Genomic DNA, 14,922 nt, shown 5'->3' on the forward strand with positions numbered 1-14,922 from the left:
TCGACTCTGCGCACGGGAGTTTCCGCGCGTGCCCCGGCTCCCGGAGGCCCCTTCGCCAGGGCCTGTCCGGCGGATCAGGCCCCGCGCCGCCGGCATGATCCGCCGGACAGGCCCTAGTCCTGCTTGGCCTGGTTCTTCTCCTTGATGCGCGCGGTCTCCTTGCGGACCTCCGCCTGCGTGGCGCGCTCCTTCTCCAGCCACTCCGGCTGGTCCTGGCGCAGCGCCTCGATCTGCTCGGTGGTGAGCGCCTCGGTGACCCCGCCACGGGCGAGTCCCGCGATGGACACACCCAGCCTCGCCGCGACGACCGGGCGGGGGTGCGGGCCGTTGTTCCGCAGGTCCTGCAGCCACTGGGGCGGGTTCGCCTGGAACTCGTCCAGTTCGGCGCGCGAGACGACACCCTCCTGGAACTCGGCGGGGGTGGCGGGGAGGTACACACCCAGCTTCTTCGCCGCGGTCGCGGGCTTCATCGTCTGGGCGCTCTGGTGCGACTTCATGGAATCAAGACTATCGGCCGCGCACGGGGCCGCCGACCACAGTGGGTAGCCTTGCCGCGTGACAGACTCGCCAGATTCCCCTTCCTTCCGGCTCGCGTACGTCCCCGGGGTGACGCCCGCCAAATGGGTGCGGATCTGGAACGAACGCCTCCCGGACGTCCCCCTGCAGCTCCTCCAGGTCTCCGTCGCCGAGGCCTTCGACGCGTTGCGGGACGGGAGCGCGGACGCCGGTCTCGTCCGGCTGCCGGTCGACCGTACGGTGTTCAGCGCGATCCCCCTCTACACCGAGACGACGGTGGTCGTGGTCCCCAAGGACCACGTGGTGACCGCGGCGGAAGAGGTGACCTTGGCGGACCTGGCCGACGAGGTCGTCATCCACCCGCTCGACGACGTGATCGGCTGGGACCGGCCTCCCGGCGAGCCTGCCTTCGAACGCCCCGCCACCACTGAGGACGCCGTCGAACTGGTGGCGGCGAACATCGGTGTCCTCGTCGTCCCGCAGTCGCTGGCCCGCCTCCACCACCGCCGCGACCTCACCTACCGCCCGGTCACCGACGCCCCGGAGTCCGGCGTCGCCCTTTCCTGGCGCGAGGACGCGACCACGGACATGGTCGAGGACTTCATCGGGATCGTGCGGGGGCGGACCGTCAACAGCTCGCGGGGGCGTACCCAGCCGGAGCCGGAGCGCAAGCAGCGGTCCGAGAAGGGCGACGGACGCAAACCGGCGGCGGGTGCCCGCAAGGGCGCGGCGCGTGGATCTTCCGGCGCAGCGAAGGGCTCCCGCGGCGGGTCCGGTGGCTCGAAGGGCGCGGGCGCCCGACGGGGCAAACCCAAGCGCAGGGGCTAGCGTTCCCCGGAGCCCGGAGCCCGGAGCCCGGAGCCCGGAGCCCGGAGCCCGGAGCCCGGAGCCCGGAGCCCGGGCCGTGGTGCTTCTGGCGCGCGAGGCGGACCCACCCGGTGATCAGGCTGCCCCGGGACGCGCGGGCCCGTCGCCTCAGTCGCTGCCGAACGCCCCGTCCGCACCGAAAGCCGCCCCGGCGAAGCGTTCCCCGATCAGCCGATGCGTCGCCGCGTCCGGGTGGAGGCCGTCCGGCAGGGGCAGCTCCGCCGAGTCGGCCTCGCCGTACAGTTCGAGGCCGTCCAGGTAGTGCAGGTCCGGGTCTTCGGCCCTCTGCTTCACGATCCGTGCCAGTTCCTCGCGGATCACCCGCAGGGTCAGCTTCCCGCTCGCCTTCTCCGCGGGGTCGCCCATCGTCAGGAACCGCAGCCGGCCCTCGCCGATCTCACCGAAGTCCGGGAAGCACGGGCCCGGCGTGTCCTCGTGGAGGGGGCACAGGATGGGCGAGACGACCAGCAGGGGTGTGTCGGGGTGGCCCTCGCGGACCGTGTCGAGGAAGCCGTGGACGGCCGGCCCGAAGGCGCGCAGCCGCATCACGTCGTGGTTGACGAGGTTGATGCCGATCTTGAGGCTGATCAGGTCGGCGGGGGTGTCACGGACCGCCCGCGCGGTGAACGGGTCGAGTAGCGCGCTCCCCGCCAGTCCCAGGTTGATCAGCTCCACACCGCCCAGCGTCGCGGCGACCGCGGGCCATATGCGCGTGGGGCTCGCCGCGTCGGATCCGTGGCTGATCGAACTGCCGTGGTGCAGCCACACCCGGCGGCCATGGGCAGGGGCGGGCTCGACGGGTGCGTCGGTGCGCAGGGCGATCAGCTCGGTGGTCTCGTTGTGCGGCAGCCAGATCTCCACGTCCTTGACCTCGCCGGACAGTCCGTCGAACCGGACGGTGCCGGGCCGGCCGGGCCGGACCTCGGAGGTCCCCGCGGTCATGTCGACGGTGATGACATGGCCGGCCCGCACACTGCCCTGCCCGGCCGGACGGCCGTCGACGACCAGGTCGTACACACCGTCCGGGCGGGGCGGGGCGCCCACGTAGGCCCGCTTGGTGGGGAGCGTGTCCAGTTCCACCGCGGTGGCCCGGGTGCGGAATGCCAGCCGTACGCCGGAGGGCTGGGACTCGGCCATGGCGAGCTGTCCGTCGGTGTTCTGGGCGCGGGCCCGGGCGGGCAGCCGGTGCGGCAGCACCCCGTGCTCGGTGCGCTCCACGTCGAGGGCGCCGCGCAGCAGCTCGGCGGTGACGGGTGTGGTGATCCAGTCGTGCATGTCCTCAGCCTGTCGGTCAGCGGGTGGGCCAGTTGCGCAACAGGGCGTCGAGGGCGTCCAGGATGCGGGTCCAGGACTCCTCGGAGCCGGGGGAGCTGTGGCTGAACCCTCCTGCCCCCTCCAGGCTCGCGTAGCCGTGGAAGGTGCTGCCCAGCAGCCGTACGGCGTGGGTCCGGTCGGGTTCGGGCAGGTCGTAGCCGCGCAGGATCGCCCGCATCATCTGCGCGTGCCGTACGCCGGCGCTCGCGGCCGCGGTCTCGGCGTCGAGCCGCATCCGGGCCGCGGCCGCACGGCCGGGGTGTGCGTGGGCGTAGTCGCGGTAGACGTTGGCGAAGGCGGTCAGGGCGTCCTTGCCGGCCCGTCCGGCCACGGCGTCGGCGGACAGGTCGGCGAGCTCCTCCAGGGCGAACAGCGTGATCCGGGTCATCAGGTCCTGGGAGTTCCTGACGTGCGAGTACAGGCTCGCGACCTTGACGTCGAACCGCCGGGCGAGCTCCGAGACGGTGACGTGCTCGAAGCCCACCTCGTCGGCGAGCTCGGCGCCCGCCAGGACCAGTCGTTCCGTGGTCAGCCCCGCTCGTGCCATGACCGTCCTCTCGTGAGCCTGAAGTAATTATGCATTTGCCTAAGAGGTTTAGGCAATCTAGCGTGAACCTATGGAACCGCTGACCGAACAAGAGATCCGTGCCGCCTTCGTGAACTGCACCAAGGGCGAGACGAAGCGGCTGTCCGTCCCGCGTGATCTGGCCGACCGGCCCTGGAAGGATCTGGACTACCTCGGCTGGCGCGACCCGCAGGCCCCCGACCGCGCCTACCTCGTCGCCGTCCTGGACGGCCGCCCGACGGCCATCGCGCTGCGGGCCTCCGCCGCCGGGTCTTGGCAGACGCGGCGGAGCATGTGCTCGATGTGCCTGACCACCCATGCCGGAGGGGTCTCCCTGCTTGTCGCACCGAGGGCGGGCAAGGCAGGGCAGCAGGGCAACTCGGTCGGCGCCTACATGTGCGACGACCTCGCCTGCTCGCTGTACGTGCGGGGCAAGAGGGACGCGGGTGCCGGCGCACGGCTCCACGAGACGCTCACCCTGGACGAGAAGATCCGGCGCACGGTGACGAACGTCGCCGCTTTCGTCGCCAAGGTGACGGGAGCCGTGTGACGGGGGCCGTGTAAGGCCCCCTGGCCCACCGGGAGTTCAGGCCGTGTACGTCGCCTGCTGTGTCGTACTCACCCCGTCACATCGTCCGCCCGGCTGAGCAGCCCTGCCACAGCGAAGTGCCGTCGGGCCGTACGGGGTTGGCCACACCGAAGGCGACCTCGGGCTCCGAGCCCGGAAGTAGGCATGGGTCGGGTCCTCGGCCCCCTCATGGAAAGGCACGAACTCGGTGCCGGCCGGTATCCCGAACGGTGTGCGAGTTGCCGACCGCGATAAGGAGGAGGCGAGTGACGGTCAACGGGTCTGAAGCGGCTCATTCCGATCGAACGTCCCGGATCGTGCAGCGGAGTCCGAAGTCACCCGATTCCGCGGGGCGGTTCGAAGGGCGCGGTCACCGGGTCGGCACGCGGAACCGTGAGGTCCCGTCGGCCGTCTGCGGCACATCGCGGCTGGTCGAGGGCTCATGGTGGAGCCGTACACCGAGACGGCTTGCGCCCTTTCGGGGCTCTGCCGAAGAAGCGCGGTCGCCGTCGACGACCTGCCCGACGTCCCGCCGTGGGCATCCGACCGCCAGTAGTACAGGGCCGTTCCGGCGCCCCCGGTGGCACAATCGGGCCCGTGGATTGGGGGATCCTCGAGCGCGAGCCCGAGCTGGCGCGACTGGCCTCGGCCGCGCGGGAGGCGGCGGACGGGGCCGGATCCGTGGTGCTCGTCTCCGGCGAGGCCGGCATCGGCAAGTCGAGCCTGGTGAAGGCGCTCCCGGACCACCTGCCGGACGGCGTCCGCGTCCTCGTCGGCGAGTGCGACGACCTTGCCACGCGCAGGCCTCTCGGCCCTTTCCGCGATCTCATCGGCAGCGTGGGCGGAGCACTCGCTCACGCCGTCACGGAGGGCGGCGACCGCCACCGCGTCCACGAGGCACTGCTCGAAGAGCTGCGCGGAACGGTACTCGTCGTCGAGGACGTCCACTGGGCCGACGAGGCATCCCTGGACGCCCTGCGCTTCCTGGTCCGGCGGATGGAGCGGCTGCCCGCCCTGCTCGTCCTGACCTACCGCGACGACGAGTTGAGCCGTGAGCATCCTCTGCGGCATCTGCTGGGCCAGGTGTCCCGGTCGCCCCGGGTGCACCGGCTGCCCCTGGCCCGCCTCTCCCTGGCCGCCGTCCGCACCCTCAGTGCCGGCCGGGCCGACCCCGCCCAGGTGTACGCGGTCACGAACGGCAACCCCTTCTTCGTCGCCGAGATCGTCGCCGCCGGCGGCACCGGGAGCGTGCCCCCGACCGTCGTCGACGCCGTGCTCGCCCGGCTGCGGGGGCTGCCCGGGGCCACCGTGGACGCGCTGGAGCAACTGGCCGTCGTCCCCTCGGCCGTCGAACGCCCCCTGGTCGACGCGCTGCTCACAGGCGGGACGCCCGTCCCGGCGGCGCCCGAGCGACACGACCCGCTCGCGGCCGGAGTGTCCGTCCTGCCCGCTGACGGCGTGGCCGTCCTGGCCGCCGCCGAACAGCGTGGCCTGCTCACCGTCACTCCGGAACGGGTGGCGTTCCGGCACGAGTTGATCCGCCGGGCCGTCGTCGACTCCCTGCCCGCCGCCCGGCGCATCGGCCTCAACCGGGCCGTTCTCACGGCCCTCGTCGCCCGTCCGGGTTCCGACGCCGCCCGTATCGTCCACCACGCGGCACAGGCGGGCGACCAGGACGCCATAGCCCGCTACGGCCCCGACGCGGCGAAGGACGCCTCCTTGGCGGGCGCCCACCGCGAGGCCGCCGCCCACCTCCGGCTCGTGCTGCGCGGACGGCACCGCTACGCCCCCGACGAACTCGCCGACCTGCTCGAACGCTACGCCGTGGAGAGCTACACCATCGCCGACTCGGCCGCCGCCGTCGCCGCCCAGCGTGAGGCCGTCGCCCTGCGCCGCTCCCTCGGTGACACCCTCGCCCTCGGAGCCGATCTGCGCTGGCTGTCCCGTATCCACTGGTGGGCCGGCAACGCCGACCAGGCACAGGAGGCCGCCCGGGAGGCGGTGGCCGTCCTCGAACACGCGGGAGACGACAGGCTGTTGGCCCTCGCCGTCAGCAACACCGCCCAGCTGCGCATGCTGTCCGAGCGCTACGCCGAGGCCGTCGAACACGGTGAGCGCGCGATCGCTCTGGCCCGCAAGGCCGGGGACCTCGCGATCCTCGCGCACGCCCTCAACAACGTCGGAACCGCCCGCTGGCGCTCCGGAGACCCCGGCGGGCGGGGCCAGTTGGAGGAGAGCCTCGAGGTCGCGCTCACCGCCGGCGAGGTCGAACACGCCTGCCGCTCCTACGCCAACATCATCTGGACCCTGCTCGACAACCTCCAGTACGACGAGGCCGACACGTTCCTGCCCCCGGCGATGGAACTCGCCGACCGCGCCGAGCACTTGGGCTTCCTCAACTACCTCCACGTCGAACTCGCCATGCGTAGATTCGCCGCCGCCGACTGGGACGACGCCGAGAAGCACGCCGAGTACGGCATGCACGACTTCGTCCCCGCCCGCTGTCCCGCCCTGACCGTCCTCGCCCGGGTCCGCATCCGCCGCGGCCGTCCCGGCGCCGGTGAACTCCTTGCCGAGGCCTGGGAGATGGCCGTGGAGACGAAGGAGCTCCAGCGCACCGGTCCGGTGGCGGTGGCGCGCGCGGAGGCGGCCTGGCTGCGCGGGGACGCGAAGGCGGTCATCGAGGCGGCCGAACCGGTCCACGCCCAGGCGAGCCGGCTGCCCGGCGCCCCCTACCGCTCCGAGCTGGGCTACTGGCTCACCAAAGCGGGCCACCGCGTCGCGCCGGACGACTCGGACCATCCGTACGCCTTGCAGACGCGTGGCCGGTGGCGCCGGGCCGCCGTGCTCTGGCAGGCCGCCGGATGCCCCTACGAACACGCCGCCGCGCTCGCCGAGAGCCCGGACCCCGCCGACAAGCTGACGGCTCTCGTCGCCTTCGACGCCCTGGGAGCCGAACCGGCGGCCCGGCTGCTCCGCGTCGAGCTGCGAAGGCTCGGAGTGCGCCGCATCCCCCGCGGGCCCCTCGCCGTGACCCGTGAGAACCCCGCAGGTCTGACCGAACGCCAGCTCCAGGTCATGCGGTTGCTCGCCGAAGGGCTGACCAACGCGGAGATCGCCGCCCGGCTCGTCGTGTCGGTCAGGACGGTCGACAACCACGTGCGGGCGGTGCTCGACAAACTCGGCGCCCCGAGCCGACGGCAGGCCGCCGTGCGCGCGGCGGAGCTCGGGCTGCTCGCCGACGGTTCTCCGACGTAGGTATCCCGGGGCGCCGAGCTGGGTGACGGTCACGGATGCCCGCTTGCGCACGACGCGAGTAGAACGGGCGAATCAGCCCGATTCGGAAAAGATTCGGAAACCGGGGGACCATATGTCCAGCACACCCGCACAGGCCGCACGCCGTGAACTGACCGGATTCACCGGGGAGTTGATCGGACCCGACGACACCGGCTACGAGGAGGCCCGCACCGTCTACAACGCCATGATCGACAGGCGTCCCGCCCTCGTCGCCCGCTGCGGTGACGCGGACGCGGTGGCCCGCACCATCGGCTTCGCCCGCACCCACGGCCTCCGGCTCGCCGTGCGCGGCGGCGGCCACCACGGCGCCGGACTCGGCACCGTCGACGGGGGAGTGGTCGCCGACCTGTCCCCCCTCAAGGACATCCAGGTCGACCCCGAAGCCCGCACCGTGCGGGTCGGGGGCGGCTGCGTGTGGGGCGAGGTGGACCGCGCCACCAACGCGCACGGCCTGGCCACGCCCAGCGGCATCGTCTCCACGACCGGCGTCGGCGGCATCGCCACCGGCGGCGGGCTCGGCCACCTGACCCGCAAGTGCGGGCTGACCATCGACAACCTCCTGGAGGCCGACGTCGTCCTCGCCGACGGCCGCCGGGTACGGGCGAGCGCCGACGAGAACAGCGACCTGTTCTGGGCGATCCGGGGCGGCGGAGGCAACTTCGGCGTCGTCACATCGTTCCTCTTCCGGCTGCACGAGATCAGTACGGTCGTCGCCGGACCGACCTTCTGGCCCGTCGAGGACAGTGCCGAAGTCCTCGCCGCCTACCGGGACTTCATCCTGACCGCACCCCGCGAGCTGGGCGGCTTCTTCCTGCACGGCACGGTCCCGCCCGCCCCGCCGTTCCCCGAGGAGATCCAACTCCGCAAGACGGCCGGCGTGGTGTGGTGCTACGCGGGCGACGACCCCGAGGCCGCCGCCCGCGAGATGGCCCCGCTGCTCGACGCCCTGCCCCAGCCGCTGCTGCACGCGCCCATGGTCATGCCCCACCCCGACCTGCAGTCGATGTTCGACGGGCTGTACCCGCCCGGCCACCAGTGGTACTGGCGGGCCGACTTCGTCGAGAGCATCCCCGACGACGCGGTCGAACTGCACGCCAAGTTCGGCGCCGAGGTACCGACCATGCAGTCGACCATGCACCTCTACCCGATCGACGGTGCCGCCCACGACGTGGGCCGACAGGACACCCCCTGGACCTACCGCAACGCCAACTGGGCGTCGGTCTTCGCCGGCGTGGACCCCGACCCGGCCAACGCCGAACTGATCAAGCGGTGGACCGTCGACTACTTCGACGCGCTGCACCCGTATGCGGCCGGTGGCGCCTACGTCAACATGATGATGGACGAGGGTCAGGAGCGCGTCCGCGCCAGCTACGGCGACAACTACGACCGGCTGGCCCGCATCAAGGCCGACCGGGACCCGGACAACCTGTTCCGCCTCAACCAGAACATCCAGCCGGCACCGAAGCCGTCGCACGGGGCGCGGCCGTAGGGCTGGGCGAAGGGGTGGTGGGGCGCGCCGACGGATGTGGACGATCAGTTCCGGACGGCGCGCCCCACCGACTCCACCAGCGGCAGCAGCCGGTACGCGACCCGCTCCCGCAGCGCCACCTCGGTGCGTGTCCGCACCACGCCCGGCAGACTGATCACCTTCTGGATCACGTCCTCCAGATGTGCGTTGTCCCGCGCCACGACCCGCGTCAGCAGATCCCCGCCGCCCGCGATCGAGAACGCCTCGACGATCTCCGGTACGGCGGCCAGCGCGTCCCCCACGTCGTCGAGCCGCCCCTGGGTCACCTCGATGTGCACGAACGCCAGCACCGGATGACCGAGCGCCGCGGGCGACAGCGAGGGCCCCGTGCCGGTGATCACACGGTCCCGTTCCAGCCGGTCGAGCCGTGCCTGCAAGGTGCCGCGCGCGACCCCGAGAAGCCGGGCGTACTCACGCACGCTCGTGCGCGGCTGCTCCAGCAGCAACCGCAGGATCCGGGTGTCGAGCTCGTCCACGGCCATGGCGTACGGCCTCCTCGCGCATGGTCCGTTGGCCCGTCGCCGGACCTCCCGGAACCGCTTCTACTGTGCCAATGGCTCAGCATATTCGGCCTCGCTTGAGCCGATAGTGGCGAGGGTGCTGCAATGAGCCCGTCGATGGCGCTGCGGACCCCGCGGCGCCTTTTCCATGCCGGCGTCCGAGGCGGTCAGAGATTTCAGGGGGCGGTACGTGCTGAAGAGGGTGTTCACGGCGCCGGACCCCGGCCGGGTCCGGCTGCGCTTCGCCGCCCGGGCGGTGCTCGGCATCGGCCTCGCGGTCGTGCTGTGCGGCCTCGCGGGCCACTCGCTCGCCGGTGCCGTCACCGGCGGCCTCGCCGCGCTGCTCGCCCTATTCACCGTCACCGACGCCACCGTGCGGGGGCAGGCGGTCACCACCGCGCTGCTGCCCGCCGTGGGCCTGCCCGTCCTGACCGCAGCGGCCGCACTCCACGACCATCCCGTCGCCCGCGACCTCACCTTCCTCGCGGTGGTCGGCGCGGGCGTGTACGTGCGGCGCTGGGGCCCGCGCGGGCACAGCCTCGGTGTCTTCGCGTTCATGACCTTCTTCGTGGCGCAGTTCCTGCACGCGACCACGGGCCGACTGCCCGAGCTGTACGCCGCCGTCCTGCTGTCCCTGCTCGCCGCCGCCGCGGTCCGCTTCGGCCTGTGGTGCTACGAACGCCGGCTGCCCCCGGTCCCCGTGCCCGCACCGCCCGCCGGTACCGGACTCGCCCGCGCGACCACCCGCCAGGCGGTCCAGGCCACGGCCGGCGCGGGCTTCGCCCTCGTCGTCGGCCAGCTGATCTCCGGCCAGCGCTGGTACTGGGCCGTCGGCGCCACCTGGTGGATCTTCGTCAACACCACCTCCCGCGGCGAGACCCTGGTGCGCGGATTCCGCCGCATCCTCGGCACGGTGATCGGGATCGGTCTCGGCCTGATCGTCGCCGTGCCGCTGCGGGGAGCCCCGGCCCCCACGGCCGCCCTGGTCGCCGTCTGCGTCTTCGGCATCTTCTACACGGCGGCCGTCTCCTACACGTGGATGATGCTCTGGGTCACCCTGCTCGCCGGGCTCCTCTACGGCCTCCTCGGCGTCCTGGACCCCGGGCTGCTGACGCTGCGGCTCGCGGAGACGGGTGTCGGCGCGGCCGGGGCCGTGCTGGCGGTGCTGTTCGTCCTGCCGATCACCACCCACACCGTCACCGACGCCTGGATCCGGCGTGCCCTGCGCTGCGTCCACGCCTGCACCACGGAGGCCGCGGCCCGGCTCGCCGGAGTGCCGGGGGCCGACCCGGTCGGTCGGGTGAGCGAACTGGAGCAACTGCTGGGCAGGGTCCGCCTCGCGGTGGCCCCGCTGGTCCACCCGCTCAACCCCGTGCGGGGCCGCAGGCGACGCGCCCGCCGGGTGCTCGCCCTCCTCGACGACTGCGCACGGGAGATCCGCGGGCTGGTCGCCGTCGCCGCCGACCCCGAGGCCTCGCACGACGACCGCCTGACCGCCGCGTGCCGACGGGTGGAGGCCGCCGTGGAGGCCCTCACGCAGGGCAGGGGCCTTCCGTTCGCGGACCGTCCCCTCGCCGAGGGACCCGCGCTGGCCCATCTGCACGGACTGGAACGGGCGCTCGCGGAACTGGCGGCGCCGTTGAAGGCGCCCTCCGGGTCACCGCTGGTGGGGGCCTGACCGCCCGGCCGAGGCCGTGAGCCCGGTGATTTGGGCCAAGGTTGGTCTAGACCGGTGGTGATCGCTGCTACCGTCGCCCCGAACCGCACAGACCGAGAGGGGACGACTGTGGCAGACGGCGACGCACGGCGACGGGCCTACATCGGCTCGTTCACAGCGGCAGGAGGCCCCGGCATCGTGATGGCGGCCGTTGCCCCCGACACGGGCGCGCTGAAGGCGTTGGGCGCCCTGAACGGCGTACCCGACCCGTCGTACCTGGCCCTGTCGGCCGACGGGGACATGCTGTACGCGGTGAGCGAGAAGGCCGAGGGCGCGGTGGTCGCGTACCGGGTGACCGGTGACAGGCCCGAGCCGGCCGGCCCGCCGGTACCGGTGGACGGGAACGGGCCCACCCACCTCGCCGTGCACGCCGGGCACGTCCTGACCGCCAACTACGGTTCCGGCAGCGTCACCATCGTGCCCGTGCGCGCCGACGGCACCCTCGCGGGTGCCCCCTCCGGCGTGCTCCGGCACTCCGGCTCGGGCCCGCACCCGTCCCGCCAGCAGGGGCCGCACGCCCACCAGGTGCAGCCCGACCCCAGCGGGCGGTGGATCGTCAGCGTCGACCTCGGCACGGACTCGGTACGGGTGTGCGCACTGACGGACGGCGTTCTCGACGTGCACCGCGAGATCGCCCTGCGCCCCGGCTCCGGACCGCGCCACCTCGCCTTCCACCCCGACGGCAGCCGCGCCTACGTCCTCAACGAACTCACCCCCACCCTCACCGTCTGCCGCTGGGACGCCGAGGAGGGGTCCCTGAAGCCGCTGAGCGAGGCCCACGTACTGGCCGGCGCTCCCTCCGGCGACGCGTACCCGTCAGGTGTCGTCACGTCCCCCGACGGCCGTTTCGTGTGGACCGCCACCCGGGGCGAGGACGTCCTGTCCACGTTCGCCGTCGAGGACGACGGCCTGCGTCTGGTCGGCACGGTCCACTGCGGCGGCGACTGGCCGCGCGCCCTCGCCGAGTCCGGCGGGTTCCTTTACGTCGCGAACGAACGCTCCGGCGAGGTGACCTGGTTCGCGGTGGATCCGGAGACGGGTCTTCCGCGCTACGAGGGCGCGATCGAGGTACCGGCCGCGTCCTGCGTGGTCTTCGACTGAACCGGCACCCTCAGCATGCCGAAGGGCCCCCTCCGTGTCGTGGAGCGGGCCCTTTCGGCGTCACGGGTGCAGTGGTGTGCGGTCAGCGCACCGGTGCGCCCTGCGCCTGCTGCGGGGCGATGCCCAGCGCGGTCGTGTACTTGGCGAGAGCGAGCTTGCCGATCGCCGGGTAGGGGCCGAGCGGCTCGGCGGCGGAGCAGCCGGCCTCCTTGGCCGCCTCCTCGATCACGGCGGGGTCGATCTCCGGCCCTATCAGGTACGGCGCCAGCGCCAGCTGCTGCGAACCGGAGGACCGCAGCTGCTCGGCGATGGACGCGATCGAGCCGTCCTGGTTGAGTGCCGCCGCCATCACCGGCACGGCCAGGCGCGCGGCGAGCAGCATGCCGGTGATCCCGGCCGCCTGCACGGCTTCCTCGCCGCCGACGGCGGCCAGCACGATGCCGTCCGCGGCCGTCGCCACGGTGAACAGCCGGGCACGGTCCGCGCGGGCGAGACCGGCCTCCGAGAGCCGTACGTGCAGCGCCTCGGCGAGCAGCGGGTGCGGGCCCAGCACATCGGTGAGGTCGGCCGCGATCCGGCTGTCCATCACGGCCTGGCGGATCCGGCGCAGCAGCGCGTTGTCCGGGCCGGCGAGCAGCGGTACGACGACGGCGACGGGGCCCTCGGGCTCCTTGACGTCGGCGCCGGCGGCCCTGGCCTGCTCGTAACGGGAGGCGCGCTCCTGCGCGGCATGCACCAGGACGGCCTGGAGCGTGGGGAACTCCGTGTCGTCCCCGTCGAGATACCCGATCCGGGCGTCGAGGCCGGGAAGCTCGGAGCGGGCGATGCTCACGACCTCCTCGGCGAGACTGCGCGTGGCGGCCGCGGGCGTGCCCGGCACCGCGAGGACGAGCGCGGGCGCGCCCTCGGGAGCCGCCAGGGGCTCGGGTCGGCGGTGCCGCCCGGGCTGGCGAGGTCGCGGCATTCGTACTGGCAGGCCGGACGCGGGCCCAGTGGGGGAGCTCATGGCGAGGCATGTTACTGGCTTCCGGGGCTCCCCTGTTCGGGGAGGGTGCAGGTGAGCGGTATCCGTCCGGTTTTGTCTGATGAGTTACGTCCGCTTCAGCCCCTCTTTGGGGTCACCACGTACACCATCGACTCGTCACTCGGCAGGGTGAACGATCCCTGCGCCAGTTCTGTGGCGATCTGTACTGATCCCTCCAACGGCCCGCCCGCCGCGGCGACCTGCCGGGCATGCGGCAGCAGTCGCTTCAGCTCCTCCTCCACCGCTACGACGAGGGCGGCACCCGTCCGGAACAAGCCACCGGTGAGGCTCACGCACGGCTCACCCTGTGCCGGACAGACGGCGGCCGCCGACCCGGCCATCTCCTGTGCCGCCCGGCGCAGGATGCCGTCGGCGACCGGGTCACCCTCGGCACACGCCGCCACTTGAGGTGCGAAGGAGGCGAGCACGGCGGGACGGTCCGTACGCGGATAGAGCTTGCCGGGCAGCTCCCGTACCGGTCCGAACGACTCCTCGGCCAGGGCCAGCAGTGCCGTCGAGCCCCCGGGCCGGCCGTCGTGGGCCCGCAGCGCGGCCTCCAGTCCCGCCCGCCCGATCCACGCGCCGCTCCCGCAGTCGCCCAGCAGATGACCCCACCCGTCCGCGCGACGCCAGGACTTCAGGTCGGTGCCGACCGCGATCAGACCGGTGCCGGCGGCGACGACCGCACCCGGGCGCACTCCCAGAGCACCGGTGTAGGCGGTCACGGCGTCCGCGGCGAGCGCGACGGTCCGGACACCGAACTCCCGTTCCAGCGCACCGGGAAGCTCGGCCCGCAGGGCATCACCCAGGGTCGCGAGACCGGCCGCCCCGACCACGGCGGTACCGAGCCCGGTCAGTTCCGCCTCGGGCAGCAACGCCCGGACCATGGGAACCAGTTGCTCCATCAGGTGCCCCGGTTCGATGCCGCGCGGTCCCGTACGCACGGGAATCCGCGACTCCCGCGGGGCCGTGGCCGGCCGGCCGGGGGCGCCCAGGACGACCCGCAGACCGGAGCCGCCGGAGTCGACGGCCACAAAGCCCTCCCGGGCACCGGATCCCACCGGATCGGTCACGGCAGACACCGGCGCGGGCCCGGACAAGCGCGGCTCCTTCTCGAAGACTTCGTAGACCTCGGTGGGGAGGAAGAGTAGCGCCCGGGGGGCGGCCTCCGGGTGGAGGCTTCCCCGCGTATGCGGCGTGCCGATGCGTGCCAGTAGAGTGACGCGCCGTGGCACCACGACCCTTGCATGAACTTGTCGAAGCAGGCTGGGCGAAGGCTCTTGAACCTGTGGCCGAACGCATCGCCGTCATGGGGGACTTCCTCCGGGCCGAGATAGCGGCGGGCCGGACCTATCTGCCGGCCGGCGCGAATGTCCTGAGGGCCTTCCAGCAGCCCTTCGACGATGTCCGCGTCCTGATCGTCGGCCAGGACCCCTACCCCACGCCGGGAATGGCGATCGGGCTGAGTTTCGCGGTGGCGCCCGAAGTGCGTTCGCTGCCGGGGAGCCTGGAGAACATCTTCCGCGAGATGCACTCCGACCTCGGGCTGCCCAGGCCGTCGAACGGCGATCTGACCCCGTGGGCCGAGCAGGGCGTACTCCTGCTCAACCGAGCCCTGACGACGGCCCCGCGCAAACCCGGGGCGCACCGCGGGCAGGGCTGGGAGGACGTCACCGAGCAGGCGATCCGGGCGCTGGCGGCGCGCGGGAAGCCGCTGGTGTCGATCCTGTGGGGGCGTGACGCCCGCAACTGCCGTCCCCTCCTCGGGGACCTCCCGGCGATCGAGTCGGCTCATCCCTCGCCGATGTCGGCGGACCGCGGCTTCTTCGGTTCGCGCCCGTTCAGCCGGGCCAACGACCTGCTGGTCGGCCAGGGCGTGCAGCCGGTCGACTGGAAACTGCCGTAGAACGCCGCCGCCACCGGGG

The 14,922-nt window shown here is 72.8% G+C and carries 13 protein-coding genes; 7 read left to right on the forward strand and 6 right to left on the reverse strand.

Annotation, left to right across the window (positions count from 1 at the left end; genetic code table 11):
• Positions 1–113: 113 nt before the first annotated feature.
• Positions 114–497 (reverse strand): DUF5997 family protein, encoded by a 384-nt coding sequence (locus tag ACFYRX_RS19195; RefSeq protein WP_389101038.1) that lies wholly within the window; start codon positions 495–497, stop codon positions 114–116.
• 58 nt (positions 498–555) lie between these two features.
• On the opposite strand from ACFYRX_RS19195, the gene ACFYRX_RS19200 reads away from it, so the two are divergent.
• On the forward strand, positions 556–1,344 hold the full coding sequence (locus ACFYRX_RS19200) for a LysR substrate-binding domain-containing protein (protein WP_389101040.1): 789 nt from the start codon (positions 556–558) through the stop codon (positions 1,342–1,344).
• A gap of 147 nt (positions 1,345–1,491) precedes the next feature.
• On the opposite strand, the gene ACFYRX_RS19205 is transcribed toward ACFYRX_RS19200, so the two are convergent.
• Both ACFYRX_RS19205 and ACFYRX_RS19210 read right to left on the reverse strand, forming a co-directional pair.
• On the reverse strand, positions 1,492–2,658 hold the full coding sequence (locus ACFYRX_RS19205) for a GDSL-type esterase/lipase family protein (RefSeq protein ID WP_389101042.1): 1,167 nt from the start codon (positions 2,656–2,658) through the stop codon (positions 1,492–1,494).
• Between the two features lie 16 nt (positions 2,659–2,674).
• A complete protein-coding gene (locus ACFYRX_RS19210) occupies positions 2,675–3,244 on the reverse strand; it encodes a TetR/AcrR family transcriptional regulator (protein WP_389101044.1) in 570 nt (189 codons plus the stop codon).
• A gap of 70 nt (positions 3,245–3,314) precedes the next feature.
• Between ACFYRX_RS19210 and ACFYRX_RS19215 the strand changes: the two genes are divergently transcribed.
• From ACFYRX_RS19215 to ACFYRX_RS19225, 3 genes are all read left to right on the forward strand, one after another.
• Complete coding sequence (locus tag ACFYRX_RS19215) at positions 3,315–3,812, forward strand: FBP domain-containing protein (protein WP_389101045.1); 498 nt, start codon at positions 3,315–3,317, stop codon at positions 3,810–3,812.
• Between the two features lie 615 nt (positions 3,813–4,427).
• Positions 4,428–7,088, forward strand: coding sequence for a helix-turn-helix transcriptional regulator (locus tag ACFYRX_RS19220; RefSeq protein ID WP_389101047.1), 2,661 nt, complete (start codon positions 4,428–4,430; stop codon positions 7,086–7,088).
• Between the two features lie 112 nt (positions 7,089–7,200).
• The gene (locus ACFYRX_RS19225; protein ID WP_389101049.1) at positions 7,201–8,616 is read left to right on the forward strand and encodes an FAD-binding oxidoreductase; all 1,416 of its coding nucleotides are present in this window, start codon (positions 7,201–7,203) and stop codon (positions 8,614–8,616) included.
• A gap of 44 nt (positions 8,617–8,660) precedes the next feature.
• Here ACFYRX_RS19225 and ACFYRX_RS19230 read toward each other — a convergent pair whose 3' ends face one another.
• Complete coding sequence (locus ACFYRX_RS19230; protein WP_389101051.1) at positions 8,661–9,137, reverse strand: Lrp/AsnC family transcriptional regulator; 477 nt, start codon at positions 9,135–9,137, stop codon at positions 8,661–8,663.
• 208 nt (positions 9,138–9,345) lie between these two features.
• On the opposite strand from ACFYRX_RS19230, the gene ACFYRX_RS19235 reads away from it, so the two are divergent.
• Both ACFYRX_RS19235 and ACFYRX_RS19240 read left to right on the forward strand, forming a co-directional pair.
• Entirely contained in the window at positions 9,346–10,833 is a 1,488-nt protein-coding gene (locus ACFYRX_RS19235; protein ID WP_389101053.1) for an FUSC family protein, read from the forward strand.
• Between the two features lie 108 nt (positions 10,834–10,941).
• Positions 10,942–11,973 carry a lactonase family protein gene (locus tag ACFYRX_RS19240; RefSeq protein ID WP_389101054.1) on the forward strand — a complete coding sequence of 344 codons (1,032 nt, stop codon included), beginning with the start codon at positions 10,942–10,944 and terminating at the stop codon, positions 11,971–11,973.
• 82 nt (positions 11,974–12,055) lie between these two features.
• On the opposite strand, the gene ACFYRX_RS19245 is transcribed toward ACFYRX_RS19240, so the two are convergent.
• Both ACFYRX_RS19245 and ACFYRX_RS19250 read right to left on the reverse strand, forming a co-directional pair.
• Positions 12,056–12,979, reverse strand: coding sequence for a sirohydrochlorin chelatase (locus ACFYRX_RS19245; protein WP_389101055.1), 924 nt, complete (start codon positions 12,977–12,979; stop codon positions 12,056–12,058).
• A 95-nt stretch (positions 12,980–13,074) separates the two neighbouring features.
• Positions 13,075–14,097: an N-acetylglucosamine kinase gene (locus tag ACFYRX_RS19250; protein ID WP_389101057.1), complete on the reverse strand. Its 1,023-nt coding sequence runs from the start codon at positions 14,095–14,097 to the stop codon at positions 13,075–13,077.
• 128 nt (positions 14,098–14,225) lie between these two features.
• Here ACFYRX_RS19250 and ACFYRX_RS19255 point away from each other — a divergent pair, with 128 nt between their 5' ends.
• A complete protein-coding gene (locus tag ACFYRX_RS19255; RefSeq protein WP_389101059.1) occupies positions 14,226–14,903 on the forward strand; it encodes a uracil-DNA glycosylase in 678 nt (225 codons plus the stop codon).
• Positions 14,904–14,922: the final 19 nt, after the last annotated feature.

It is taken from the genome of Streptomyces sp. NPDC005374 (genome assembly GCF_042872225.1).
Taxonomy (GTDB): Bacteria; Actinomycetota; Actinomycetes; order Streptomycetales; family Streptomycetaceae; genus Streptomyces.

Excerpts from the sequence above, each read along its gene's own strand:
- ACFYRX_RS19230 (WP_389101051.1), bottom strand. The coding sequence starts at position 9,137 with ATGGCCGTGGACGAGCTCGACACCCGGATCCTGCGGTTGCTGCTGGAG.
- ACFYRX_RS19245 (WP_389101055.1), bottom strand. The coding sequence starts at position 12,979 with ATGAGCTCCCCCACTGGGCCCGCGTCCGGCCTGCCAGTACGAATGCCG.
- ACFYRX_RS19205 (WP_389101042.1), bottom strand. The coding sequence starts at position 2,658 with ATGCACGACTGGATCACCACACCCGTCACCGCCGAGCTGCTGCGCGGC.
- ACFYRX_RS19210 (WP_389101044.1), bottom strand. The coding sequence starts at position 3,244 with ATGGCACGAGCGGGGCTGACCACGGAACGACTGGTCCTGGCGGGCGCC.
- ACFYRX_RS19225 (WP_389101049.1), top strand. The coding sequence starts at position 7,201 with ATGTCCAGCACACCCGCACAGGCCGCACGCCGTGAACTGACCGGATTC.
- ACFYRX_RS19195 (WP_389101038.1), bottom strand. The coding sequence starts at position 497 with ATGAAGTCGCACCAGAGCGCCCAGACGATGAAGCCCGCGACCGCGGCG.
- ACFYRX_RS19215 (WP_389101045.1), top strand. The coding sequence starts at position 3,315 with ATGGAACCGCTGACCGAACAAGAGATCCGTGCCGCCTTCGTGAACTGC.